18 protein-coding genes are annotated in these 22,143 nt (G+C 63.8%); 7 read left to right on the forward strand and 11 right to left on the reverse strand.

Features of this window, described 5'->3' with window-relative positions:
- Window positions 1-78 precede the first annotated feature (78 nt).
- Window positions 79-855 (reverse strand): DUF4394 domain-containing protein, encoded by a 777-nt coding sequence (locus V1292_RS31280; protein ID WP_334376377.1) that lies wholly within the window; start codon window positions 853-855, stop codon window positions 79-81.
- 112 nt (window positions 856-967) lie between these two features.
- Between V1292_RS31280 and V1292_RS31285 the strand changes: the two genes are divergently transcribed.
- The 3 genes from V1292_RS31285 (at window position 968) to V1292_RS31295 (ending at window position 3,180) form a co-directional block, all read left to right on the forward strand.
- Window positions 968-1,588, forward strand: coding sequence for a sigma-70 family RNA polymerase sigma factor (locus V1292_RS31285; protein ID WP_334376378.1), 621 nt, complete (start codon window positions 968-970; stop codon window positions 1,586-1,588).
- The gene (locus V1292_RS31290; protein WP_334376379.1) at window positions 1,585-2,343 is read left to right on the forward strand and encodes an anti-sigma factor; all 759 of its coding nucleotides are present in this window, start codon (window positions 1,585-1,587) and stop codon (window positions 2,341-2,343) included. The genes V1292_RS31285 and V1292_RS31290 overlap by 4 nt, the downstream gene beginning before the upstream one ends.
- Window positions 2,344-2,958: 615 nt before the next feature.
- Entirely contained in the window at window positions 2,959-3,180 is a 222-nt protein-coding gene (locus V1292_RS31295; RefSeq protein ID WP_334376380.1) for a hypothetical protein, read from the forward strand.
- 18 nt (window positions 3,181-3,198) lie between these two features.
- Here V1292_RS31295 and V1292_RS31300 read toward each other — a convergent pair whose 3' ends face one another.
- Entirely contained in the window at window positions 3,199-3,408 is a 210-nt protein-coding gene (locus tag V1292_RS31300; protein WP_334376381.1) for a hypothetical protein, read from the reverse strand.
- 701 nt (window positions 3,409-4,109) lie between these two features.
- Here V1292_RS31300 and V1292_RS31305 point away from each other — a divergent pair.
- Genes V1292_RS31305 through V1292_RS31315 form a run of 3 tightly spaced genes read left to right on the forward strand, consistent with a single transcriptional unit; the run spans window position 4,110 to window position 9,174 of the window.
- Window positions 4,110-5,639, forward strand: coding sequence for an efflux RND transporter periplasmic adaptor subunit (locus V1292_RS31305; protein ID WP_442895580.1), 1,530 nt, complete (start codon window positions 4,110-4,112; stop codon window positions 5,637-5,639).
- A gap of 12 nt (window positions 5,640-5,651) precedes the next feature.
- A complete protein-coding gene (locus tag V1292_RS31310) occupies window positions 5,652-8,780 on the forward strand; it encodes an efflux RND transporter permease subunit (RefSeq protein ID WP_334376383.1) in 3,129 nt (1,042 codons plus the stop codon).
- Window positions 8,758-9,174, forward strand: a complete 417-nt coding sequence (locus tag V1292_RS31315) for a hypothetical protein (RefSeq protein ID WP_334376384.1) — start codon at window positions 8,758-8,760, stop codon at window positions 9,172-9,174. The genes V1292_RS31310 and V1292_RS31315 overlap by 23 nt, the downstream gene beginning before the upstream one ends.
- Before the next feature lie 33 nt (window positions 9,175-9,207).
- On the opposite strand, the gene V1292_RS31320 is transcribed toward V1292_RS31315, so the two are convergent.
- The 4 genes from V1292_RS31320 to V1292_RS31335 form a co-directional block, all read right to left on the reverse strand.
- Complete coding sequence (locus V1292_RS31320) at window positions 9,208-12,144, reverse strand: bifunctional [glutamine synthetase] adenylyltransferase/[glutamine synthetase]-adenylyl-L-tyrosine phosphorylase (RefSeq protein WP_334376385.1); 2,937 nt, start codon at window positions 12,142-12,144, stop codon at window positions 9,208-9,210.
- The gene (locus tag V1292_RS31325) at window positions 12,141-13,607 is read right to left on the reverse strand and encodes a sensor histidine kinase (RefSeq protein ID WP_334376386.1); all 1,467 of its coding nucleotides are present in this window, start codon (window positions 13,605-13,607) and stop codon (window positions 12,141-12,143) included. The genes V1292_RS31320 and V1292_RS31325 overlap by 4 nt, the downstream gene beginning before the upstream one ends.
- A complete protein-coding gene (locus V1292_RS31330; RefSeq protein WP_334377219.1) occupies window positions 13,591-14,271 on the reverse strand; it encodes a response regulator transcription factor in 681 nt (226 codons plus the stop codon). Before V1292_RS31330 ends, V1292_RS31325 begins: the two co-directional genes overlap by 17 nt.
- Window positions 14,272-14,562: 291 nt before the next feature.
- Window positions 14,563-16,158 carry a Do family serine endopeptidase gene (locus V1292_RS31335; protein WP_334376387.1) on the reverse strand — a complete coding sequence of 532 codons (1,596 nt, stop codon included), beginning with the start codon at window positions 16,156-16,158 and terminating at the stop codon, window positions 14,563-14,565.
- 305 nt (window positions 16,159-16,463) lie between these two features.
- Between V1292_RS31335 and V1292_RS31340 the strand changes: the two genes are divergently transcribed.
- Window positions 16,464-17,243 carry a hypothetical protein gene (locus V1292_RS31340; RefSeq protein WP_334376388.1) on the forward strand — a complete coding sequence of 260 codons (780 nt, stop codon included), beginning with the start codon at window positions 16,464-16,466 and terminating at the stop codon, window positions 17,241-17,243.
- Window positions 17,244-17,312: 69 nt separating this feature from the next.
- Here V1292_RS31340 and V1292_RS31345 read toward each other — a convergent pair whose 3' ends face one another.
- From V1292_RS31345 to ccmI, 5 genes are all read right to left on the reverse strand, one after another.
- Window positions 17,313-17,837 (reverse strand): DUF1993 domain-containing protein, encoded by a 525-nt coding sequence (locus V1292_RS31345; protein ID WP_334376389.1) that lies wholly within the window; start codon window positions 17,835-17,837, stop codon window positions 17,313-17,315.
- 76 nt (window positions 17,838-17,913) lie between these two features.
- On the reverse strand, window positions 17,914-18,411 hold the full coding sequence (locus V1292_RS31350; RefSeq protein ID WP_334376390.1) for a cytochrome c-type biogenesis protein: 498 nt from the start codon (window positions 18,409-18,411) through the stop codon (window positions 17,914-17,916).
- Between the two features lie 4 nt (window positions 18,412-18,415).
- Window positions 18,416-20,398, reverse strand: coding sequence for a heme lyase CcmF/NrfE family subunit (locus tag V1292_RS31355; protein ID WP_334376391.1), 1,983 nt, complete (start codon window positions 20,396-20,398; stop codon window positions 18,416-18,418).
- Window positions 20,395-20,886, reverse strand: a complete 492-nt coding sequence (ccmE, locus tag V1292_RS31360) for a cytochrome c maturation protein CcmE (protein ID WP_334376392.1) — start codon at window positions 20,884-20,886, stop codon at window positions 20,395-20,397. The genes V1292_RS31355 and ccmE overlap by 4 nt, the downstream gene beginning before the upstream one ends.
- Before the next feature lie 41 nt (window positions 20,887-20,927).
- Window positions 20,928-22,031 (reverse strand): c-type cytochrome biogenesis protein CcmI, encoded by a 1,104-nt coding sequence (ccmI, locus tag V1292_RS31365; RefSeq protein WP_334376393.1) that lies wholly within the window; start codon window positions 22,029-22,031, stop codon window positions 20,928-20,930.
- Window positions 22,032-22,143: the final 112 nt, after the last annotated feature.

Raw genomic sequence — 22,143 nt, forward strand, 5'->3', positions numbered from 1 at the left:
CAATATAATATAATGTTGATCGTGCTCGACCCTGGCGCGGGATGCGCCAGGGTCGAGGCACCAGACAGCAGGAATCCGCTACATGCCCATAAGCGCGATATCCTTCACCGTACCGCTGACGCCGGCGATTTTTGCGGCCTCGGTGGCTTTTCCGGTAGCGAGGTCGACGCTGTAGAGCGTGCCGTCCGCCATTAGCCAGGCTTCGTTCTTGCCGGCACCGTCGGACCAGATGTCAAATGCGACGGTACCCGCCTTGATCCCGAGCTTGCCGATCGCGCCGAGCGCGCCGTCATTCGGCGGCGCCTGCTTGATCAATCCGCCGATGGTCGCATCGATGTTGAACAAGGCAGTCTCCTTGGCCCCTTTCACCGAATTGGTGTAAGCGCCGGCAACGATGTTCGGCTTCTCGCCCTTGTGCATGTCGCTCTCGGCATATTTGTGATCGCCGTCCTTGGTCACCTTGCCGTCATCGACATTCGCCCGCAGGTTCATTCCGTCGGCGCCCATCACGCGCAGGCGGTCCGCCGCCGGGTTGAAATCGACAGTTGCGGCCACGCCCTTGGCCAGCATGGTGTCAAGCTTGGACTTCATCGTGGCCTTGCCGTCCATCGCAATGGTCACGACAGTTCCATCATCGACCAGCCCATAGAGCATGCCGTCGGCCGGACGTACGTCGATGCCGACCAGCGCCCCGGAAATGCCGGTGACCTTGACCGAACCGGTCGCTTTTTTCTGCGCGGTATCGACCACGGCAATGGTGTCACCGCCGATCAGCGCGGCAATCTGCGCGGCGTTGGCGGCAGCGGACGACAGCAAGAGTGCGGCCGAAGCGGCGAAAATCGAGCGAAAATTCATCGTAAAGTCTCCCTGTGTTCCTACGATCCTCTCGGGACCGACACAGCGGGTACCGGCGGCACGGCGAAACGGATGCAGCACACTGAAAATAATTTTCGGCACATGCATCCAAATGCCGCATCTCACGGTAGAACAACTATGCAAGGGCATAGACATGACCGGAAATGGCACGATCACGGCTGGCTGGCGCAACCTCGCCGTTCTCGATCAGGAGCGCGAGTCGCAGCTTGCCGCCGCATTGGCGCGTTGTGCAGCCGGCGACCGTGCTGCGTTGCAGATGATCTACAATAGCGAGGCGCCGCGCATGGTCGGCGTCGCTCGCCGCATTCTGTTTCGGCAGGATCTTGCGGAAGAAGCGGTCCACGATGCCTTTATACGGATCTGGCGCGGTGCAGCCGGGTTCGACCCGCATCGCGGCAGCGCGCGCGGCTGGCTCTATGCGGTGGTGCGCAACCGCGCCCTGAGCATTCATCGCAATGAGCACCGCTATGATACGTCAGACGAAAACGCCCAAAATATCGACTGCGAAGCCACCCTGTCGCGAATGCCGGAAACCAGCGCGCTGCGCCGATGCCTCGAGCGGATCGACCGCCCGCGCCGTGATGTCGTGGTGCTGGCCTACGTTCACGGGATGAGCCACGGAGAGTTGGCGGGAAGACTCAGGGTTCCGCTCGGCACGGTCAAGAGCTGGGTACGGCGCAGCCTGTTTGCGTTGCAGGAGTGCATGGGATGAACCAGCCCGATGCAGATGCCGATGACGCAATGGCCGCCGATTATGTCATGGGCCTGCTGGATGACGCCGAGCACGCCGCGGCCGAACGGCGCATCGAGACCGACGACGGCTTTGCCCGGGCCGTCAGCGCGTGGCGGGAACGGCTTGCAGACCTCGATTCCACCGCCGAGGAAACGCCGCCCAGCCCGGCGCTTTGGCAGCGCATCGCGGATGCAACCAAAATCGCGCCGATCGACGCCCTGCCCTCCGCACGCGCTGCGCTGCGCGGCGCCACGCTGTGGGACAACATCCGGTTCTGGCGCGGCCTCGGTATCGGCGGCGCGCTCGCCGCGCTGCTGTTTGCGGTGATCATGGTCGGCGCGTTGACAACGTCGCGTCACCTTCGCAACGACCTGATTGCGCTGGCGCAGAGCAAGCCCGTCTACGTCGCCGTGCTGGTGAACGATGCGACCCAAGAGGCCGGAGCCATCGTCAACGCATTTTCAAATGGCCGGGTCGAGCTCATTCCGCTACGTCCGATCGAGGTTCCCGCCGGCCGCACGCTGCAGGTCTGGACGCTGTGGGATCGCGCCGTCGGCCCGAAATCAATCGGCCTCACCGGTCAGTCGCGCACGCTGCAGCTGAATTTGGAGTCGTTGCCGGAGACCGTGCAAAATCAGCTGTTCGAGATCACGCTGGAGCCTGAAGGCGGCTCTCCCATCGGACGACCGACAGGCCCAATCCTGTTCAAGGGTAACGCGGCGCGAACCTTGTAATGGTCGAGCCGTGCCGCTCGTACGTGACGGCAGCGGTTCAGTTTCAGCACCAGCCCTTCTTCCAGTGACCGGGCGGGCAGCCACGGCCGCGCCAACCGACCTTCCGGCCGCGGCTCCAACCAAACGGACGGTAACCATGCCCGCGGCCCCAACCATGCCCGCGGCCGTGCCCGCCCTTTACTTCGATCAGATCGCCCTTGACCAAGGAGTCGTGGATCAACGGGTAGCCGCGGGGCATCGCCGTTGCCGGGGACATAAAAGCCATTGGTAGTGTGAGCACGATTCCAAACAGTAGTTTGCGCATGGGCCATCCCGTTCCAAGGTTGAAGACACCGCTCTCAAGCAGGAAAAAGCGGCAATAGTTCCGCGCGATTGAGGCGGACTCCCGAAAGCCGCCATTGGCGCACCGTTCCCGTCAAAAATCAGGAGGGCCGTCGATCGGCGGGCCAAGCCATTCTTTCGCCCGCAACCGAAAAGATCGGGAACGATATCCATCGTCCGGCGTTCCAGATTAGAGCAGGTAGTTCAGGAAGGAGAAATCCACCGGAATTATCAGCTCAAAAGCCCCGTCAGTTATTTAGATAGCTGGCGGGGTTTTGATTGGGGGAGAGGTTTGTGCCCTACGCGCTGTTCGCCGACGACAGGCAGATCGGTCCTGGCCTGCCGACTGAGGCAGAGGTCTGGAAGCAGGCCCTCGACGCTTCCCTGATTTCCGATCTTCCCGTTACTGACGAAGCAGGCGGGGCGGTTCTGTTGACCCGCTATCACGTGAAGGAAATCAGGGAAGAGTGTTGCGCGCCGGATCCGGCCTGGAGGCTTCCGGACGAAATTTCCTGACGCCGCCTTGCCAGGGCTTCACGCAGATCCCTCTTGTGCCTGCTTGACGAAGGTCAGACCGCTCACGGTCAGCCGTTCCTCGTTGGTTTCGCCTTCGGCCACCAGCCTTTCAAGATAGGTTTCGAGTTCCGGCAGCTTGCGGTCGAAATCGGCGCCAAGGCCCATCAGCTCGCAGGCTTTCCTGATGCGCTCGATGGGTTTGTCGAAAATATTGATCTCGGTATGCATCCCGGCCTCCTATTCCCGCGACAATTCATAGTGGCCCCAGGAGTTCCAAAGCGCTGCCCAAGTGTGCTACAATCCAACGGTCATGCTGAAGCAACTAATTATATGCGCACTGCAAGCCGCGATCGTCCTGATCGTGCTTTCAATCGCGCCTTCTGTTGCCCAAGCCCATGTCGGCCATGCGCACCATGCTGCCGCTGATATCCACGGCGCCCCTGGTCATGCCGCCTTAAATCCATCCGAACGGGCGGTGACGCAAATAGTGTTGCAACAGGCTCAACGGGGACAAACCGAGACACCCGCCTCTTCTGACCGGAATTGCGTCGGCGCCTGCTGCACCTTGACATGCGCCGCTTGCTGTGCGGCCGGGTTGCCGAGCTTTGTGCAACTCGTCTCTCTCCCCCGGTCGACAACACGTGTGGCATTTGTCCCGTCCCCGATAAGGCCAGACCGCGCGCCTGATTCCCTCAGGCGCCCTCCCAAAATACTTCATCTGAACGCAAACGATCAGTGAATTTGCGCGGCCCGCGTTACGGCCGGCGGCTGACGGTCATTCAGACTGAAGGATTCTTGGTATGCTTTCCTATTTCGGGCGCGCCCTGCGTGCTCTCGCGGCAGTCGCAGCTCTGTGCGCTGCGATCGCTCCCGCTTCCGCCCATGAGGGTCATGACCATGGCGAACAACCTGCCGTCTCGGCAGGCGCGTTGCCGCGTGGCGAGGCCGATTCCAACGCATTCGAGATCGTTGCCGTCGCCCGCGGCGACCATCTTGAGATCCATCTCGATCGGTTCGCTACGAACGACCCGGTGACCGGTGCAGTACTTGAAGTTGAAACTCCCGGCGGCCCCGCAAGGGCTACCGAGAATGCCGACGGCACATACCGACTAGCGGCGCCGTGGCTGGCAAAGAACGGACGTACCGAACTCATTTTTACCGTTACGGTGGGAGACGCCACCGACATTTTGCCGATGACGATTCAGACTGCGCGTGAGACGGCGCAAAGTGCCTTGCCAGGTGCAGCGACTCATGGCGAACGCATTGGCCAGACTTCGATCCTTCTCGCTCTGGGCGGCCTGGTGGCGGGCGCGCTGCTAACGGCCGTGGCGCTCCGTGGGCGACGAGCGGCGGCCATCATCGCCATCCTTGCTGCGCTCACCGGGGTCCGCGAGACGAAAGCGCATGAAGGCCACGGCCATGAGGAAGACAAGGCGCAAGTCGCGATCAGCGCCGTTTCAGGAGAACGCGCCCAGCGCCTGTCGGATGGGACGGTGTTCGTGCCCAAGACGGTGCAGCGGATATTTGCGCTGCGGACGCTCGTCGCCGAACAGGCGAAGCACAGGAAGGTCACCGAACTTCCAGGCAGGATCATTCCCGATCCCAATGCCAGCGGGTATGTGCAATCCGCCGTGGGCGGCCGGCTTTCCGCGCCGGCGGAGGGTTTTCCTCGACTGGGCACACGGGTCAAACAGGGCGACATCCTGGGCTACGTCACGCCACCGATTCAGGCGATCGATATTTCCGACATGCGGCAGCGCCAAGGTGAACTCGATCAGCAAATCTCGATCGTGGAACGCAGGTTCGCACGTTACGAACAACTCGCGCCGTCGGGCGCTATTTCCCGGACCCAACTCGAGGACACGCGGCTGGAGCTGGAAGGACTGCGCGAGCGGCGCGCATCGATTGAAAAATCGCGCCGCGACCCCGAACCGCTGATTGCCCCGGTCGCGGGCGTCATCGCTGAAGGCAGCGCCGTGGCCGGCCAAATCGTCCAGCCAAGCTCCGTGGTCTTCAACATCATCGATCCCGCGCGGCTTTGGGTCGAGGCGCTCAGCTTCGAGACCGTCGAACCATCGCAGGGTGCACGGGCGTCGACCTATACGGGCAGAAATTACGACCTCACCTATCGCGGTACCGGCTTCGCCGATCGCAGCCAGTCGGTGCCGGTGCATTTTGCCGTAACGGGCAACACGGCGGGGCTCAGGGCCGGCCAGTTCCTGACCGTGCTGGTCGCCACCGACGAAACAAAGGAAGGCCTCGCGGTGCCGCGCAGCAGTGTCGTGCGCGGGTCGAATGGCCAGGATTTCGTGTATGAGCACGTCGCGCCTGAGCGGTTCGTGGCAAGGAGCGTGCGCACGGAGCCGCTCGACGGCGACCGGGTGCTGATCGTGTCCGGTTTCTCTCCGGGCAAGCGGGTGGTGTCGCAAGGCGCGGACCTGCTCGATCACGTGCGCTGAAGGAACACGTTCATGTTCACATTCCTGGTCAGCGCCTCCCTCCGCAACCGCCTCCTCATTCTTGCGATCGCGGGCATCCTCGTTGTGCTCGGCGCCTATACCGCGCGCCGGCTGCCGGTCGACGTGTTCCCCGACCTCAATCGTCCGACCGTCACGATCATGACGGAGTCGGAAGGCTACGCGCCGCCGGAAGTCGAGCAGCTCGTCAGCTTCCCGATCGAAACCCAGATGAATGGCGTGCCGGGTGTCAGTCGCGTGCGCTCGGTCTCAGGCATCGGGCTTTCGATCGTCTACGTGGAGTTCGACTGGGGAACCGATATTTACCGCAACCGTCAACTGGTCGCGGAACGTCTCGCACAGGTGCAGAGCCAACTGCCTTTGAACGTCACCTCGCAGATCGGCCCCATCAGTTCGATTATGGGTCAAATTCTGCTGGTCGCGGTGACGTCGAAGACGGCCTCCCCGATGGAGGTGCGCGAGATCGCCGATTTCACGATCAGGCCGCGGCTGCTCGCCATACCCGGCGTCGCGCAGGTGATCCCGATCGGCGGCGAGGTCCGCCAGTACCGGATTGCGCCGCTGCCTTCTGCGTTGCGCGCACTCGGTGTGAGCTATGAGCAGGTCGAGTTGGCGCTGAGGCAGTTCGGCACCAATACCGGCGGTGGATTCACCGATCAGAACGCCCGCGAATATCTGATCCGGAATATCGGGCGCACCACGAGCCTGGAAGACCTGCGTAACATCGTCGTTACTACCATCGAGGGACGCCCTATCCTGCTGCGGCAGGTGGCGAACGTCGACTTTGCGCCCAAGGTCAAACGCGGCGATGCAGGCTATATGAGCAGGCCCGCTGTGATCGTCTCGGTCGAGAAGCAGCCTAACGTCGATACAGTGCGGCTGACGCAACAGATCACGCAGGCGCTCGCCGAGCTGGAGCCCAGCCTGCCGTCCGGCGTGAAAGCCAATGAAATCATCTTCCGGCAGGCTGACTTCGTTGAAAACTCGATCCAGAACCTCGAACGGGTATTGCTCGAAGCAGCGCTCGTCGTAGCGGCCATCCTGTTCGCATTTCTCCTCAACTGGCGCACCACGGCAATCTCGCTTACGGCGATCCCGGTCTCGATCCTGACCACAGCCATCATCTTCACGCTGCTCGGTCTCTCGATCAATACGATGACCCTGGGAGGACTCGCTATCGCCATCGGCGAACTGGTCGACGACGCCGTCGTCGATGTCGAGAACATCTTCCGCCGACTGCGCGAGAACAGGGAGCAAGGCAATCCCCGTTCAGTTTTCGACGTGGTGGTTTCGGCATCCAACGAAGTGCGATCGGGAATTGTTTATGCCACGATGATCATCGTCCTCGTGTTCGTGCCGCTGTTTGCGCTCTCGGGCATCGAGGGACGACTGTTCGCACCGCTGGGCCACGCCTACATCATCTCGATCCTCGCAAGCCTGCTGGTTTCGATCACGCTGACGCCCGTGTTGGCCTACTACCTGCTACCGGGGATGAAGCGGCTAACGGAACGGGAGAGCTGGCTTGTTCGCAAGCTCAAGTCCGCCAACCATGCCGCGCTCCGGTTCGCTTTCGCCCGCAAAGGATTGCTGCTTAGCCTGACTGCGCTCGCCGTGTTGGGCGCCGGCGCGGGCGCATTCGCCTTGAAGCGCGCGTTCCTGCCGGCTTTCAATGAGGGTACTTTCACGATCAACATTGCGTTCGCCCCGGGAGTTTCGCTCTCGGAATCCGGCCGGGTGGGATCGATCGCGGAACGCCTGCTGCTCGATGTGCCGGAAGTAATCAGTGTTGGGCGGCGGACAGGGCGCGCTGAGCTGGACGAGCACGCTGAAGGCGTCCATTCCTCGGATCTTGAAGTCGATCTCAAGCCCTCGCGGCGGCCAAAATCCGAGATCGTCGCGGATATTCGTTCCCGGCTTTCGGTGCTGCCGCTCTCGATCAATGTCGGGCAGCCGATCTCGCACCGGCTCGATCACCTGCTCTCGGGCGTTCGTGCCGAACTCGCCCTCAAACTGTTCGGCGACGACCTCGACACGCTGCGAAACAGCGCAGAGGAACTCCGTGCACGGCTCGCCAAGATTGACGGCATCCAGGACCTCCAGGTCGAAAAGCAGGTGCGTATTCCGCAACTCGAAGTCCGCGTCGATTATACGCGGGCGGCATTGTATGGCGTGCAGCCCGGTGCCGTTACGGAACAATTATCGCGGCTATCGAGTGGGCGCGTCATCTCGCGCGTGGTCGATGGCTACAAACGCCACGACGTGGTCATGAGGCTGCCCGAGCGGCTGCGCACCACCGAGAAGCTTGGCGAGCTCCTGATCAAGACCCCCTCCGGCTGGATACCGGCACGTCAGATCGCGGACGTGAAGGAAACGGATGGGCCGAACCAAATCCTGAGAGAGAACGGCCGCAGACGCATTGTCGTGCTGGCGAACTCCGACGGCAAAACCGACATGGCGGAGATCGTGCGCCGCATTCGCGCCGAATTGCAGGCGACGAGCCTGCCGCAGGGCGTCACCGCGAACCTTGAAGGCACATTCCAGGCTCAGGAGGAAGCCAGCCTCAGAATCGGTGTCCTTTCAGCCATTTCTCTCGCGCTGATCTTTGCGATTCTCTATAGCCGCTATCGCTCCGCCGTGCTGGCCTTGATCATCATGGGTGGCGTCCCGCTCGCGCTGGTCGGCTCGGTTGCGGCGCTGGCGCTGACCGACCAGCCGCTATCCGTCGCCAGCATGGTCGGATTCATCACACTGACGGGAATCGCGACACGCAACGGGATTCTGAAGATAAGCCACTACATCAATCTTGCTTTGCAGGAACGGATGCCGTTCGGGCCGGAGCTTGTGATCCGCGGAAGCCTCGAGCGCATGACGCCTGTGCTGATGACCGCGCTTTCCGCGGGGCTTGCGCTGTTGCCGCTGCTTATCGCGGCGGACGAGCCGGGGAAGGAAATCCTGCACCCCGTCGCGGTGACGATCTTCGGTGGGCTTATCAGCGCGACCCTGCTCGATGCGCTGATTACGCCGGTCCTGTTTCTCATGTTCGGCAAAAAGCCGCTGATGCGGCTGATGCAGCGGCAGTCCGACGAGTCTCTCGGGAAACATGCTGCCTCACATTCCTATTGATCGCTCAAGTCTTGAAAGGAGACCGCCCATGAAGTTCAGATATCTCGCTCTCGGCGCCGCCCTGCTGGCGGGGATTCCGGCATACGCACACGAGCCGAAAGCGTCCCATGGCGGGCGTCTCGCCGAAGCCGGTCCATACCATGTGGAACTTGTCTTGAAGGACAAGGCGATTGAAATCTTCCTCATTGGCGAAAACGACAAGCCGGTTGACCCGAAGGGCTTCAAGGGCGTTGCCATTTTCAATCTTGGAGGAAAGGCCGAACGCATAACGCTCGCTCCTTCGGAAAGGAACAACCTGAGTGGAACAGCGGCCACGGCCCTACCGGCCAATCCCAAGGGTGCGGTTCAACTCACAGCGCCCGACGGCAAGACTGCAACGGCACGATTTGACTGACGCGCCCGTCGCGGCCATGGGCGCGCCAGTAACCTAGCCCCCGCCCATCAGTGCCTGAAAAATCCGCCTCACCTCGGCCTGGGTTTCACGTAGCCGCGCTTCCAGCGTCGAGAAATCCGGCGTGTCGCCGGCGCGCGCCATGACGCGCAAGAGGTTCTCACCCGACGTCTCCGGCTTGAATTTGCCGGTGACGCAAAGCCGGAGGATCTGCGTCAGGTCGTGATAGAGTCGCGCCGCCGAACGCAAAATCTCGGCGTCGGATGGCGGCAGCACGCCGAGGCGTGCGGCGTTATCAAGCACCTGCAGCGTGGAGACGCTGAGGATCTCGGGCTTCTCCGAGGCGTGAACGAGCTGCAAATACTGCGCGATGAAATCGATGTCGACCAGGCCGCCGGCGGCCTGCTTGAGGTTCCAGATGTCGTCCTCGCCCTTCTCCAGCGCAATCGCCCGGCGCATGTCGGCGACGTCGCCGGCGGTAGAGGCCGCATCGCGCGGCCGCGTCAGCACGTTGCGGATCGCGTCCTCGATCTCTTTCCGAAACGCCGGTGAAGCCGAGATCACTCGCGCCCGCGTCAGCGCCATGTGCTCCCAGGTCCAGGCTTCGCGTTCCTGATAGTCGGAAAAGGAATCGATCCGCGACGCCAGCGGCCCGGCGCGGCCCGACGGCCGCAGCCGCATATCGACCTCATAGAGTACGCCGTAATTGGTCCGCGTCGTAAACGCCGAGATCAACCGCTGGGTCAGCCGCGTAAAATATTGCGCGCCGTGCAGCGATCGTTCGCCGTCGGAATCGGGATTGTCCGTGTCGAAATCATACAGCAGGATCAGGTCGAGATCGGAAGATGCCGTCATCTCGCGGCTGCCGAGCCGGCCCATCGCGACGATCGCGGTCTCCTGTCCCTTGATGCGGCCGTACTGGGTCGCGAACTGGTCTCTCACCAGGCCGTGCACGGTATGCACGATGCCCTCGGCGACGTCGGCAAAGGCGACGCCGGCGTGCTGGGCGGAAACCGTGCCGGACAGGATCCGCGTGCCGATCAAAAACAGGCTCTCCTGCCCGAACAGCCGCAGGCGATCGAGAAAGTCTTCGTAAGAGTCCGCGTCCTTCAGCGTCGCCGCCAGCCGCGCCGACAATTCCTTTCGGTCCGGCATCGCGCCGAAGAAACGGGGATCGATCAAGCCGTCCATGATCTGCGGCTGGCGCGCCAGCATGTCGCCGAGCCGCGGCGCGGCGCCGAGGATCAAGGCCACCAGCGCGACCAGGTCGCGGTTCTGGCTCAACAGTGAAATCAGCCGGCCGCCGCGCTGCAATGCGCCGAGAAAGCGATCGAACGTGGTCACGGCGTCGTCGGGGTCTTCGGCATGCGCGAGACCGTGGATCAGGCCGGGCACGAATTCGATGAAGGCAGCCTTGGTCGCCTCGTTGCGGAGCGCGCGATAGTTGCCCTGCATCCAGTGCTGCAGGGTGCCAGCCACCGCGACGGGCTTCTTGAAGCCGAGCATCGTCAGGTGATCGAGCAGACGCGCATCCTCAGGCCCACCTGCATAATTGAGCTGCGGCAGCTTCACCGTGCCGGTCGGATCGCCTTCGAACAACTTGCCGTAATGTCCCTGCACGATGTTGAGATGGCCTAGCAAGTCCTTCGCAAAGGCCGCCCGGCTCTCATAGCCGAAGAAGTTTGCAAAGCGCTCCACGGCCTCGGCATCCTCGGGCAGCGCATGGGTCTGCTCGTCCGAGATCATCTGCAGCCGGTGCTCGACGCGGCGCAGGAACTCATAGGCCGCGGTCAACTCGTCGTGGGCCTGAAAGCTGATCCAGTTGCTGGTCGCCAGCACCTGCAACGCATGGAGCGTGGGGCGCACCCGCAGTTCCGGATGGCGGCCGCCGGCAATGAGCTGTTGCGTCTGCGCGAAGAACTCGATCTCACGGATGCCGCCGCGGCCGACCTTAACGTTATGACCTTCGACCGCGATCTCGCTCTGGCCGCGATAGGTCTGCATCTGCCGCTTCATGTCGTGGACGTCGGCGAGCGCGGCAAAATCCAGATGCTTGCGCCAGACGAACGGCGACAGTTCCGCGATCAGCGCCTCGCCCGCCTTGGCGTCGCCGGCGCAAACGCGCGCCTTGATCATCGCGGCGCGTTCCCAGGTCCGCCCTTCCCGCTCGTAATAGTGAAGCGCCGCCTCGGTCGATATCGCCACCTGCGTCGAGGCCGGATCGGGGCGCAGGCGCAGATCGACGCGGAACACGTAACCCTCGCCGGAGCGCTGCTGCAGCAGGCGGGCGAGCGCCTGCGTCACCCGCACGAAGAACGGCGCAGGCTCGATGTCTGCTACCAGCGAGGTGCGGGTGGGATCGAAAAACACGATCAGGTCGATGTCGCTGGAGTAGTTCAATTCGCCCGCGCCCATCTTGCCCATCGCGAGCACGATCAATCCGCTGTCCTCCTCCGGTCGATCATGATTGAGCGCGGTCATGCGGCCGCGCGTGACCTCCTGACGTAGCAGAAAGCGCAGCGCCGTCTGCACGGACACGGTTGCAAGATCGGTCAGCGCCGCCGTCACGCGCATCACCGGCCAGACCCCGCCGATATCGCACAGCGCGATCAATAACGCGGCCTCCGATTTCATGCGGCGAAGCAGATGCATCACGTCGGCCTCGCCCGCGGCAGCGAGTACGTCGCGCGTGCCTTTCTCGATCAGCGAGGTGAGATGTGGTTCCGGGTCGCATGCCAGCAAGCGCAGCAGCCGAGCGGCGTCAGCCCGGATCAGGTCGAACAGGTATGGCGAGAACTCGGCGATGCCAAGCAGGATGGTCCTGGCGAGCGGGCGATCCAGCCACGCCTTGATCTCAGCCGATTGCTCCGGCTCCAGTTCGGCGAGCCAGTCTCCCAGGCGTCGTTCGGCATTACTGCTGGCTGCGATATGCGGCCCGCTGACGAACCGCGCGGCCAAGGCGGAGGAATTCATGCCACCTTCTGTGGCACATCCTGCGTTTGAGCCGCAAGCCTGTCGGCCGCGGCAGATAGCGCCGGGACGACCAGCGTCGCAGTCAGGCCGGGACGGGAATCGCCGAGCCTGAGTTCGCCGCCATGCAAGGTCGCCACCGCGGACGCCAGGCTGAGCCCGAGGCCGGAACCCGGCAGCGTGCGGCTCGCCTCAAGCCGCACGAATCGCTCGACCGCGTGCTTGCGATCGCCTTCGGGAATGCCGGGTCCATGATCGGTGACGCTGAGCAGCACGTGGTCGCCTTCGCGTCGCGCCTCGATCAGGATCTCCCGGGTGCGCGCCGCGGCGGCAGGGTCCAGCGGTTGCACCACCGGCGAGGGCTTGCCGTACTTGATGGCGTTCTCGACCAGATTGGCAAGTGCCTGGCTGATCAGTTCGCGGTTGCCATGCAGCCGCGCGGTCGCGGTTTTGACGCGGAGCGTCATGCCGTCGTCCTCGGCCAGCGGTTCATACAATTCGTGGATGCCCCTGGCGACGTCGGCTGCGTCGAAATCATCCATGTTGCCGCGCGCCTGCCCGGACTCGGCGCGCGCGATCATCAACAGCGCGTTGAAGGTGCGGATCAGGCCGTCGGATTCCTCGATGGTCCGCTCCAGCGCCGCGCGGTATTCGGCCTCGCTGCCCGAACTCGCCAGCGCCTCCTCGGCGCGGTTGCGCAAGCGCGTTAACGGCGTCTTGAGGTCATGGGCGATGTTGTCGGAGACTTCCTTCAGCCCCATCATGAGGGTCTCGATGCGCTCCAGCATGGCGTTGAGGTTTTCCGCGAGACGGTCGAGCTCGTCGCCGGAGCGGCCGACTGGCAGCCGCCCCGAGAGGTCGCCCGCCATGATGCGCCTTGTGGTGCCGGTCATGGCGTCGATCCGTTGCAGCACCCGCCGCGCCACGAAGATACCGCCGCCGATGCCGAGCACGATGACGACCAGCAGCGACCACTGCGCGGCGTTGGCGACGATGCCGAACAGCCGGCGGCGCTCCTCCAGGTCGCGGCCGACCAGGAGACGAAAACCGTTGGTGAGTTCGGTGACACGCACCAGCGCGCGGTGATCCGCGGTGTCCTGCTCGTCGAGCCGGCGATAGCCGGTCTCCGACCAGCCGGTCGAGGCCATCACGCCCGGCGCCAGCGCGCCGACATTGCCGCCGATCGCCTTCCCTTCCGGCGTGGTGACGAGATAGAGGTTGGCGCCCGGCCGCAGTGCCCGGTTGCCAAGCGTGAAGACGAGGCCGCGCAGGCCGCGACGCGTATAGATGTCGGTAATCTCCGCGGTTTCGGCGTTCACCGTGGCGGTGATCTGCTCGTTGATCAGCCGCCGCGTATTCCAGGCGAAATAGCCAAGCAGCGACGCCGCAAACAGCGCGAACAAAAACAGATAGACCAGCGTCAGCCGAAACGCCGTGGTCCGGACCAGTTTACCGAAGGCCGTCACGGATCATGTATCCGGCGCCGCGGATCGTGTGCAGCAAGGGCCGATCAAAGCCCTTGTCGATCTTGGAGCGCAGCCGCGAAATGTGCACGTCGATGACATTGGTCTGCGGATCGAAATGATAATCCCAGACGTTTTCCAGAAGCATGGTGCGGGTCACCACCTGGCCGGCATGCTTCATCAGATATTCGAGCAGGCGAAACTCGCGCGGCTGCAGCGTCAGCTCGTCCTTGCCGCGGGCGACACGATGAGAAAGACGGTCGAGCTCGAGATCGCCGACGCGGTAGGTGGTCTCTTCGGCCGGGCCGACATTGCGGCGCGACAGCACTTCGACGCGGGCCTGCAATTCGGCGAATGAATAGGGCTTTGGCAGATAGTCGTCGCCGCCGGCGCGCAGGCCCTTGATGCGGTCGTCGACCTGGCCGAGCGCGGAGAGGATCAGAACCGGCGTGCGATTGCCCTTCTCGCGCAAGCTCCCGATCACGGACAGGCCGTCGCGCTTGGGCAACATGCGGTCGACCACCAGCACGTCGTAATCGCCGCTCTCGGCCATCGATAGTCCCTCCTCGCCATCGCTGGCGAGATCGGCGACATAGCCGACTTCACGGAACGCCTTGACCAGATAGTCAGCGGACTCGCGGTCGTCTTCGATGATCAACAGGCGCATCTGAGTGACGGGTGTGGGGATTGCTGCGGGGGCGCTCACAGGATTTGGTTCCTCTCACCATGGCGCGACCGCCCTGCACATGCAAGGCGACCGCGCGTTATCGCAATCAAGTGAAAAGAGCGGGCGATGAGGCTGGGGGACCTCACCGCCCTTAGGCCCTTCCGACGGAGGGGGGCGTATTCCGAAGGAAGGTTGCCAGAGGGAGCGAGTTTTGCACCCGCTCCCCGGAAGGAGACGTCGGCGGGGGCGACGAATGCCGGCGTGACCCTCCATCTGGTATCTAGTCCTCGTTTAGCCCTTTGCCAGCGGCACCGCGACGAAGCGCGACGAACCGCCGCTCTTCACGCGCATGAGAACGCTGTTCTTGTTCTCGGTCCGCGCGGCGTCGATTGCCTCACGGACTTCGCTCGGGCTGCCGACGGTCTTGCCGGCGACCTCAAGAATGACGTCGCCTTCCTTGAAGCCGCGCTCGGCCGCCGCACTCTTCGGGTCCACCTCGGTAACCACGACGCCTTCCCTGCCGGCGCCGGCCACGCTGTTGGCGGGCGCCACGGTCAAGCCGAGCTTCGGCACGTCAGTTCCCTTGGTCGCGCCGCCCTTGTCTTCCTTGCCGATGTCGGCCTTGGTCTCGACCGTGTTCGGCAACTGGCCGAGCGTGAGGTTGACGACCTTGTCCTGGCCCTTTTGCAGCACGTTGAGCTTGACCGCGGTGCCGGGTGCGAGACCGCCGATGGTGCGGGCGAGTTCCCTGGCATCCTTGACCGGCTCGCCATTGACGGCGGTGATGACGTCACCGGACTGGATGCCGGCCTTGGCCGCCGGACCATTCTGCTGCGGTTCCGCCACCAGCGCGCCTTGGGCCTTCTTCATGCCGAGACTGTCGGCGATGTCGGAGGTCACCGGCTGGATCTGGACGCCGATCCACCCGCGGCTGACCGAGCCCTTGTCCTTGAGCTGGGCGACTACCGACTTCACCGTCGAGGCAGGGATCGAGAACGCGATGCCGACGCTGCCGCCGGACGGCGAATAGATCGCGGTGTTGACGCCCATCACCTCGCCATTGGTGTCGAATGCCGGACCGCCGGAGTTACCCTTGTTCACGGGCGCATCGATCTGGATGAAATCGTCGTACGGACCGTTGCCGATGTCGCGGCCGGAGGCCGAGACGATGCCGGCGGTCACAGTGCCGCCAAGGCCGAACGGGTTGCCGACCGCGAGCACCCAGTCGCCGATCCGCGGCTTGCTATCGGACAGCTTGGCGAACGGGAAATCGGTGCGGCCCTCGACCTTGATCAGCGCCAGATCAGTGCGCTGATCGGTGCCGATCACCTTCGCGGTGTAGGTCTTGCCGTCTTCCATCGTGATTTCGACCTTGTCGGCGCCGTCAACCACGTGGTTGTTGGTCACGGCATAGCCGTCAGGCGAGATGAAGAAGCCGGAACCCTGACCCGTTACCGGGCCACGAGGGCCACGCGGTCCGCCACGCAGGCCCGGGGGCAAGCCATCCGGACCACCGAAGCGACGGAAGAAACGCTCCATCGGCGAGCCCGGCGGGAACGGCGAGTCATCGTCCTTGTTGGCGCTATCGTCCTTGGAACTCTTGTCCGCGATGTTGATCTTCACCGAAATCACCGACGGCTTCACGCGCTCGACAATGTCGGCAAAACCGATCGGCCGCTCGACCTTGCGGACCTCGGTATTGACCTGCGCGTGCGCCGCGCCGGCAAAGATATCAGCCGGGCCCTGTTGCGGCGAGAAGCCATACACGGCGGCGCCAAGGCCGGCGACAACGGAGGCCATCAGCGCGAACTTGCGGGCGGAGAACAGCGAACGGCGGGCTGCGCCGTTGGACGGTAGCGAGGAAAGATCGACGGGACGTTCGGTCATGTTTCTAAAATCTCCAGAGCGAGAATTCTTCACTTCTACGGTGCGGGGGTGGGGCACCTGTCACATCGGAAGATGGGGCCTGCTGCCTTACCGCGCGCTGGCTAGGGAATTAAACTTTGGTAATGCGGCGGCTTATGGATGCGGCGGAATAGCGCAGGCAATCAATGGGTTAGCGGTGAGTGAAAGGGCCCCAGAGGGCGAACGGCTGCCCTTCCCCAGGCCGCAAGGAGCTAGCGGTCAAAGAGTTCATAAATCTTACGTTAAGCCGCTCCATGCCACAACCTCTGCACGAACAGTGAGAGCGATTGCGGGTCGCCGAAGGCGAGCTTCAATCGCCGCCGTCAACGACAATGATCGGGAAGAAAACCATGGTCAGCGCCGTTTCCAGCCAGGCCCCCACATTGAATCCCCTCGCCTATACGGTTCTCGACGGGGACGACAACTCCAGACAGCCCGCATCGAACGCGACGCCGAACGACAGCGACCGTGGCCCCGCCACGCAGGTATCGTTGTCGCAGGACGCACTGAATCGCGTGAAGGCAGCATTCAAGCAGGGCCCGGACGCCGCGCAGCAAGCTCTGTCTGCCTATTCGCAGACAGCCGAGGATCGTTTCCAAGCACACATAAATGCCATGCATCGCCGGGCGGAGTTGGCCAAGATCAACCACGAGCTCAGAATGCTCGACTGGCGGGAAGAGACAAACAACTCTTTGGCGTCCACGATCAAGTCTATGCAAGAATCTGCCATCAAATGGCAAAATACGACGCCGGTGCCGGCGGTACAGCTGTCGGATGCCGAGATCAGCGCGATTCTGAAGAAGGTCGCGCCGCGCGGCATCGATCCATCCAAGATCGGTGGCGCCGACACCTACTCTTTCGGTGACGATGGAAAAATTTACACCTTCCTGAAGGATGGAACGGCTTGGGTGAATGAGAGCGGGGTGCCCACCTCCGAGGAGCAGAAGCAACGAGGCTATCAGGCCTTCCAAGATACGATGCTGTATTTGTCCACCAGGATTGAATATCCCAGCGTCTCGCGTGCTGACCTGATCGCCAAACGCGACGCACTGACCGATCAATACTGACCGATCAATAACGGCATCAGATCGTTACGGGGACTCGCAACAATCGCACCCCTCGCCCGAAGACCCGCCTCAGCTCTTCTTCATCTTCAGCCGGCCCATGAAATCGCGCTTGCCGAGCGGCACGCCGTTGGTGCGCAGGATGTCGTAGGCGGTGGTGGCGTGGAAATAGAAATTGGGCAGCGAGAACGACATCAGGAAGCCTTCCGCGGTGAAGGGCAGCTTGTGATCGCCGAGGTGAAAGACGACGTCCCGGCCGCCGAGCGCGTTGACTGCCTCCGGAGTCCAACTCTCCAGAGCCTCGCGGGTTTGCGCGACCAGTCCCTGCAATCCCGCATAATCGTACGGCGTCTTGGACGCGGGCGGACGAAACTCTCCGCTTTGCACACCCTCGATGGCGCCGCGCGAATGTTGAGCGACGGAGATGATCTGGAAACGCAACGGCAGCATGTCGGGCGCCAGCCGCGCCTCGACCATGCTATCCGGATCGATGTTGTTGTCGCGGAAATGAACGAGGCCGCGCTCGAGGAAACCGCTGACCGCGCCAAGGGTCTGCAGATAATTCGCCACGCTGGCGTCATAGAGTGAAAAGGCCATGTCGGGTTTCCCCCTTGGTTATGCTTATTTTGACAGGGGATTCATAGCTGAAGCCAGCCCGCTTGCAATGGTGGGCTTAAGCCTTCTTGTCCGGCGCATCGGCTGCGAGCAAGCGCTCCAGCCTCGCCTGTTCCTCTTCCGTCAGATGCAACAGCGAAGGGTCGGTCGCGCTGCCGGTATTCGAACGGCGGCGGCTGTAGAACCAGAGCGCCAGCCCGCCTCCGGCCAAGGCGAGCGGCGGCAGCAGCCACAGCAGCAGCGTATGCGGCGTGAAGCGCGGCTTCAGCAGCACGAACTCGCCATAGCGCGCGACCAGAAAGTCGATCACCTGGCTGTCGCTGTCGCCGGACGCGATCCGCTCGCGCACCAACAGCCGCAGGTCGCGCGCCAGCGGGGCGTCGGAATCGTCGATCGACTGGTTCTGGCACACCATGCAGCGCAGCTCGCGCGACAGGTCGCGCGCACGCGCTTCCTTTGCCGGATCGGCCATGATCTCGTCGGGCTGCACGGCGTGAGCCGGCCCGCAGAGCGTCGCGGCGACAACAAGCACACATGCTGCAATGAGGCGCTTCAAGGCCCTACTCCGCAGGCTGCAGCGCGCGGGCGGCCTTGGCCGGCTTCGGCGCGCCGACGCGCAGGCGGCGATCCGAGAGCGACAGCAGGCCGCCGAACGCCATCAGGACAGGGCCCCACCAGATCAGGAGCACCAGCGGCTTGTGGTAGATGCGCACCGCGATGGCGCCCTCCGCATTGGTGTCGCCGAGCGAAACGTAGAGCTGGCTGGCGCCGCGGGTCAGCAGCGCGGCCTCGGTCGTCGACGAGCCCCGCGTGGTGAAATTGCGCTTCGACGGCGTCATCACCTGGAGCGTTTCGCCGTCGTGGCTGACCGTAAACTGCGCGATCATCTCACGGAAGTTCGGTCCCTGCCGTTGCGTGATGTCGTCGAGCTTCAACTGATAGCCGGCGACGCTCGCGACATCGCGCGGCTTCATCGTGCCGATATATTCGCTGTTCCAGGTGGTCTCGCAGACGATGCCGATCAGCGCGACGCCAATGCCGGCATGCGCGAACGCGGTGCCCCAGGTCGCGCGCGGTAGCCCACGCGCACGGGCCATCGCAGTGGCCAAGGGAACGCGGAACAGCGCCATGCGTTCGGCGAGATCACTCAAGGCGCCGCCAATCACGAATATCGCAAGCCCGATCGCCAGCGGGGCGAGCGTGGCCCCGCCATGGGTCCATGCAAACAGCACCGCAATCGCGACCAGCGCCGCGATGCCGGCCGCGGTCAGCCGCTGCGCCGCGCCGAGGAGATCGCCGCGCTTCCAGGCCAGTAGCGGCGCAAACGGCATGGCGACCAGGAGCGGCACGAACAGCGGCCCAAAGGTCAGATTGAAGAACGGCGCACCGACCGAAATCTTGTCGCCGGTCAGCACTTCCAGCGCCAGCGGATACAGCGTTCCGATAAACACGGTGGCGCAGGCGGAGGTGAGAAAGAGATTGTTGAGCACCAGCGCGCCCTCGCGCGAAACCGGCGCGAACAGCCCGCCCTGCTTCAGCGCAGACGCGCGCCAGGCATAGAGCGTAAGACTGCCGCCGATGAACAGGCACAGGATCAGCAGGATGAACACGCCGCGCGAGGGATCGGTCGCGAATGCGTGCACCGATGTCAGCACGCCCGAGCGCACCAGGAAGGTGCCAAGCAGCGACAGCGAAAACGTCAGGATCGACAGCAGGATGGTCCAGACCTTCAGCGCGTTGCGCTTTTCCATCACGACGGCGGAATGCAACAGCGCGGTGCCGGCGAGCCAGGGCATCAGCGAAGCGTTCTCGACCGGATCCCAGAACCACCAGCCGCCCCAGCCCAGCTCATAATAGGCCCAGTAAGAACCCATCGCGATGCCGAGCGTGAGGAATATCCACGCCACAAGCGTCCACGGCCGCACCCAGCGCGCCCAGGCCGCGTCGATCCGGCCTTCGATCAAGGCGGCGATCGCGAACGAGAACGAGATCGAAAATCCGACATAGCCGAGATAGAGCATCGGCGGATGCACGGCCAGCCCAATGTCCTGCAGCACCGGATTGAGGTCGCGGCCCTCGATCGGCGGGCTCGCGATACGCAGGAATGGATTCGAGGTGACCAGGATGAACAGATAGAACGCAGCCGCGATCCAGCCCTGCACGGCCAGCACATGGGCGCGCAGCGATAGCGGCAAATTGTTGCCGAATGCGGCAACCAGGCCGCCGAACAGCGCCAGGATCGACACCCACAGCAGCATCGATCCTTCGTGATTGCCCCACACGCCGGTGATCTTGTAGAGCAACGGCTTCATCGAGTGCGAGTTCTCGAACACGTTGACGACGGAAAAATCCGAGTTGACGTGCAGCATCACCAGCGCCGTGAACGAGGCCGCCACGAACAGCAATTGCGCCAGGGCCGTGGAGCGCGCGACATTCATCAGCGCAGGATCGCCCCAGCGCGCGCCCAGCATCGGCACCGTGGACTGGATCAGCGCAAGCGCGAGCGCCAGCACCAGCGCGTAATGCCCGGCTTCCGCGATCACTTCGCGGTCCCCTGCACCGGCGCTGATGCGGCCGTGGCGCCGGGCTTTGCGCCATAGTCGTCCTTCCAGTGCCCCTGCTTCTTCAGGGCATCGGCGACGTCCCTGGGCATATAGGTTTCGTCATGCTTGGCCAGCACGGTATCGGCCTTGAACACGCCTGACGCATCGAGCGCGCCCTCGGCGACGACGCCCTGCCCTTCGCGGAACAGGTCCGGCAACATTCCCTTATAGGCGACCGGCAACGTGGCGCTGCCGTCGGCGATGCTGAAGTTCACGGCGAGGTTGTCGCCGCGCACCAGCGAGCCCGGCTGCACCAGGCCGCCGAGGCGGAACCGCTTGCCGGGCGGAATCTGCTTTTCCGCCGCCATGGTCGGTGTGGAAAAGAACACGATGGAATCGCGCATCGCGTTCAGCACCAGCCCCGCCGCGACCGCAAGCACCGCGAGCGAACCGCAGATCATGGTCAAACGCCGCTGCTTGCGCGTCATCAATATCCCCTGCCTTCGTGTTTGGGTTCCGCCATTCGGCCCTACCCATCAAGCCCGAGATTTTTCAGGCCTTCATTGAGCTGGCGCAAGCGTTCGGTATCGCCCGCGACCGCCTGGCGCGCTTCGGTGCGCGCGCTCGTCGCCTTGTCGCGTTCGCCCATCACCATATAGGCCCGCACCAGCCGCAACCAACCCTCGACATCGCTGCCGTCCTGCTTCAGCCGCGCCGCCAGCCGATCGACCATGCCGCGGACCATCGTCCCGCGTTCGGCCTCGTTCATGTCCCTGGCGGCGGCCATTGCATCATCGGAGAGCGCCGGCGCGACGGGGGCGCCGACCCGGGTCAGCGCCGCCTCGATCAGCGGCCGCCACGGCGCGTCGGCCGGCGCCTTTGACAGCATCGCCCGCCAGATCGCCGCAGCGTCCGCCTTCCGGCCGTCCTGTTCGGCAGCGAGCCCGAGGAAATAGCTGGCCTTGGGATCGTCGGCGTTTTGCGCAACCGCGCGCTCGAATTCGGCCTTGGCCTCCGCCGTGACGACGCCGCCCGCGCTGCCAACCAGCGCCTCACCGAGATCGGAGCGGCGTTCGGCGCTGTCGCCGGCATGTTGAATCGCGTTGCGGTAGGCCCGGATCGAGTCATCGAAGCGACCGAGCCGCGCCAGCACCGGCGCCAGCACGGTCCAGCCGCGACCGTCGGTCGGATTCTTCTCCAGATGCGCTTCGACCTGCGCCACCATGTTTTCGAGCGGCTGGCTGGCGTCCGCCATACGGGTGCGCGAGGCGAGCGGGAAATCACCGAGACGCGGCGATCCAACCGCGAGGTAGAACGTCACTGCCGCGATCGGCAACCCCACCAGCGCGACGACGGCCGAGGCGCGGCGCAAGCCAAGGTTGGCGCGCGCCGGCAGGTTGCGCTCCCCGTCCGCGGCGGCGAGCAGGCGGCGGCCGATTTCGACACGCGCCGCCTCGGCTTCGGACGAGCCGATCAGTCCGGCCGCGACATCGCGGTCGATCTCGGCGAGCTGATCCTTGTAGACGACAGCCTCGCTGCCGCCGGGTTGTGCAGGCGAGCTGCGGCTCAACGGCCAGAGCACGGCAAAAATCGCCGCGACCGTCATCAGCGCGAACACAAACCACAGCGTCATCAAGTAGTTCCCGGGGGCGGAACGGCGCCTTCCCAAGCCAGCGCCGATGCGCCGCTTTACACCACCGGCGGCAACCCCGGCAATTGACAATTGCGGCAGAAAAGCCGGGAGA

Origin of the sequence: Bradyrhizobium sp. AZCC 1719 (assembly GCF_036924525.1) — a bacterium.
Taxonomy (GTDB): Bacteria; Pseudomonadota; Alphaproteobacteria; order Rhizobiales; family Xanthobacteraceae; genus Bradyrhizobium.

Coding starts and splice junctions, on each gene's coding strand:
- V1292_RS31290 (WP_334376379.1), top strand. CDS start 1,585: ATGAACCAGCCCGATGCAGATGCCGATGACGCAATGGCCGCCGATTAT.
- V1292_RS31315 (WP_334376384.1), top strand. CDS start 8,758: ATGCTGCCTCACATTCCTATTGATCGCTCAAGTCTTGAAAGGAGACCG.
- V1292_RS31345 (WP_334376389.1), bottom strand. CDS start 17,837: ATGGCCTTTTCACTCTATGACGCCAGCGTGGCGAATTATCTGCAGACC.
- V1292_RS31335 (WP_334376387.1), bottom strand. CDS start 16,158: ATGACCGAACGTCCCGTCGATCTTTCCTCGCTACCGTCCAACGGCGCA.
- V1292_RS31330 (WP_334377219.1), bottom strand. CDS start 14,271: ATGCGCCTGTTGATCATCGAAGACGACCGCGAGTCCGCTGACTATCTG.
- V1292_RS31320 (WP_334376385.1), bottom strand. CDS start 12,144: ATGAATTCCTCCGCCTTGGCCGCGCGGTTCGTCAGCGGGCCGCATATC.
- V1292_RS31285 (WP_334376378.1), top strand. CDS start 968: ATGCCGCATCTCACGGTAGAACAACTATGCAAGGGCATAGACATGACC.
- ccmE (WP_334376392.1), bottom strand. CDS start 20,886: ATGACGCGCAAGCAGCGGCGTTTGACCATGATCTGCGGTTCGCTCGCG.
- V1292_RS31280 (WP_334376377.1), bottom strand. CDS start 855: ATGAATTTTCGCTCGATTTTCGCCGCTTCGGCCGCACTCTTGCTGTCG.
- V1292_RS31310 (WP_334376383.1), top strand. CDS start 5,652: ATGTTCACATTCCTGGTCAGCGCCTCCCTCCGCAACCGCCTCCTCATT.
- V1292_RS31300 (WP_334376381.1), bottom strand. CDS start 3,408: ATGCATACCGAGATCAATATTTTCGACAAACCCATCGAGCGCATCAGG.
- ccmI (WP_334376393.1), bottom strand. CDS start 22,031: ATGACGCTGTGGTTTGTGTTCGCGCTGATGACGGTCGCGGCGATTTTT.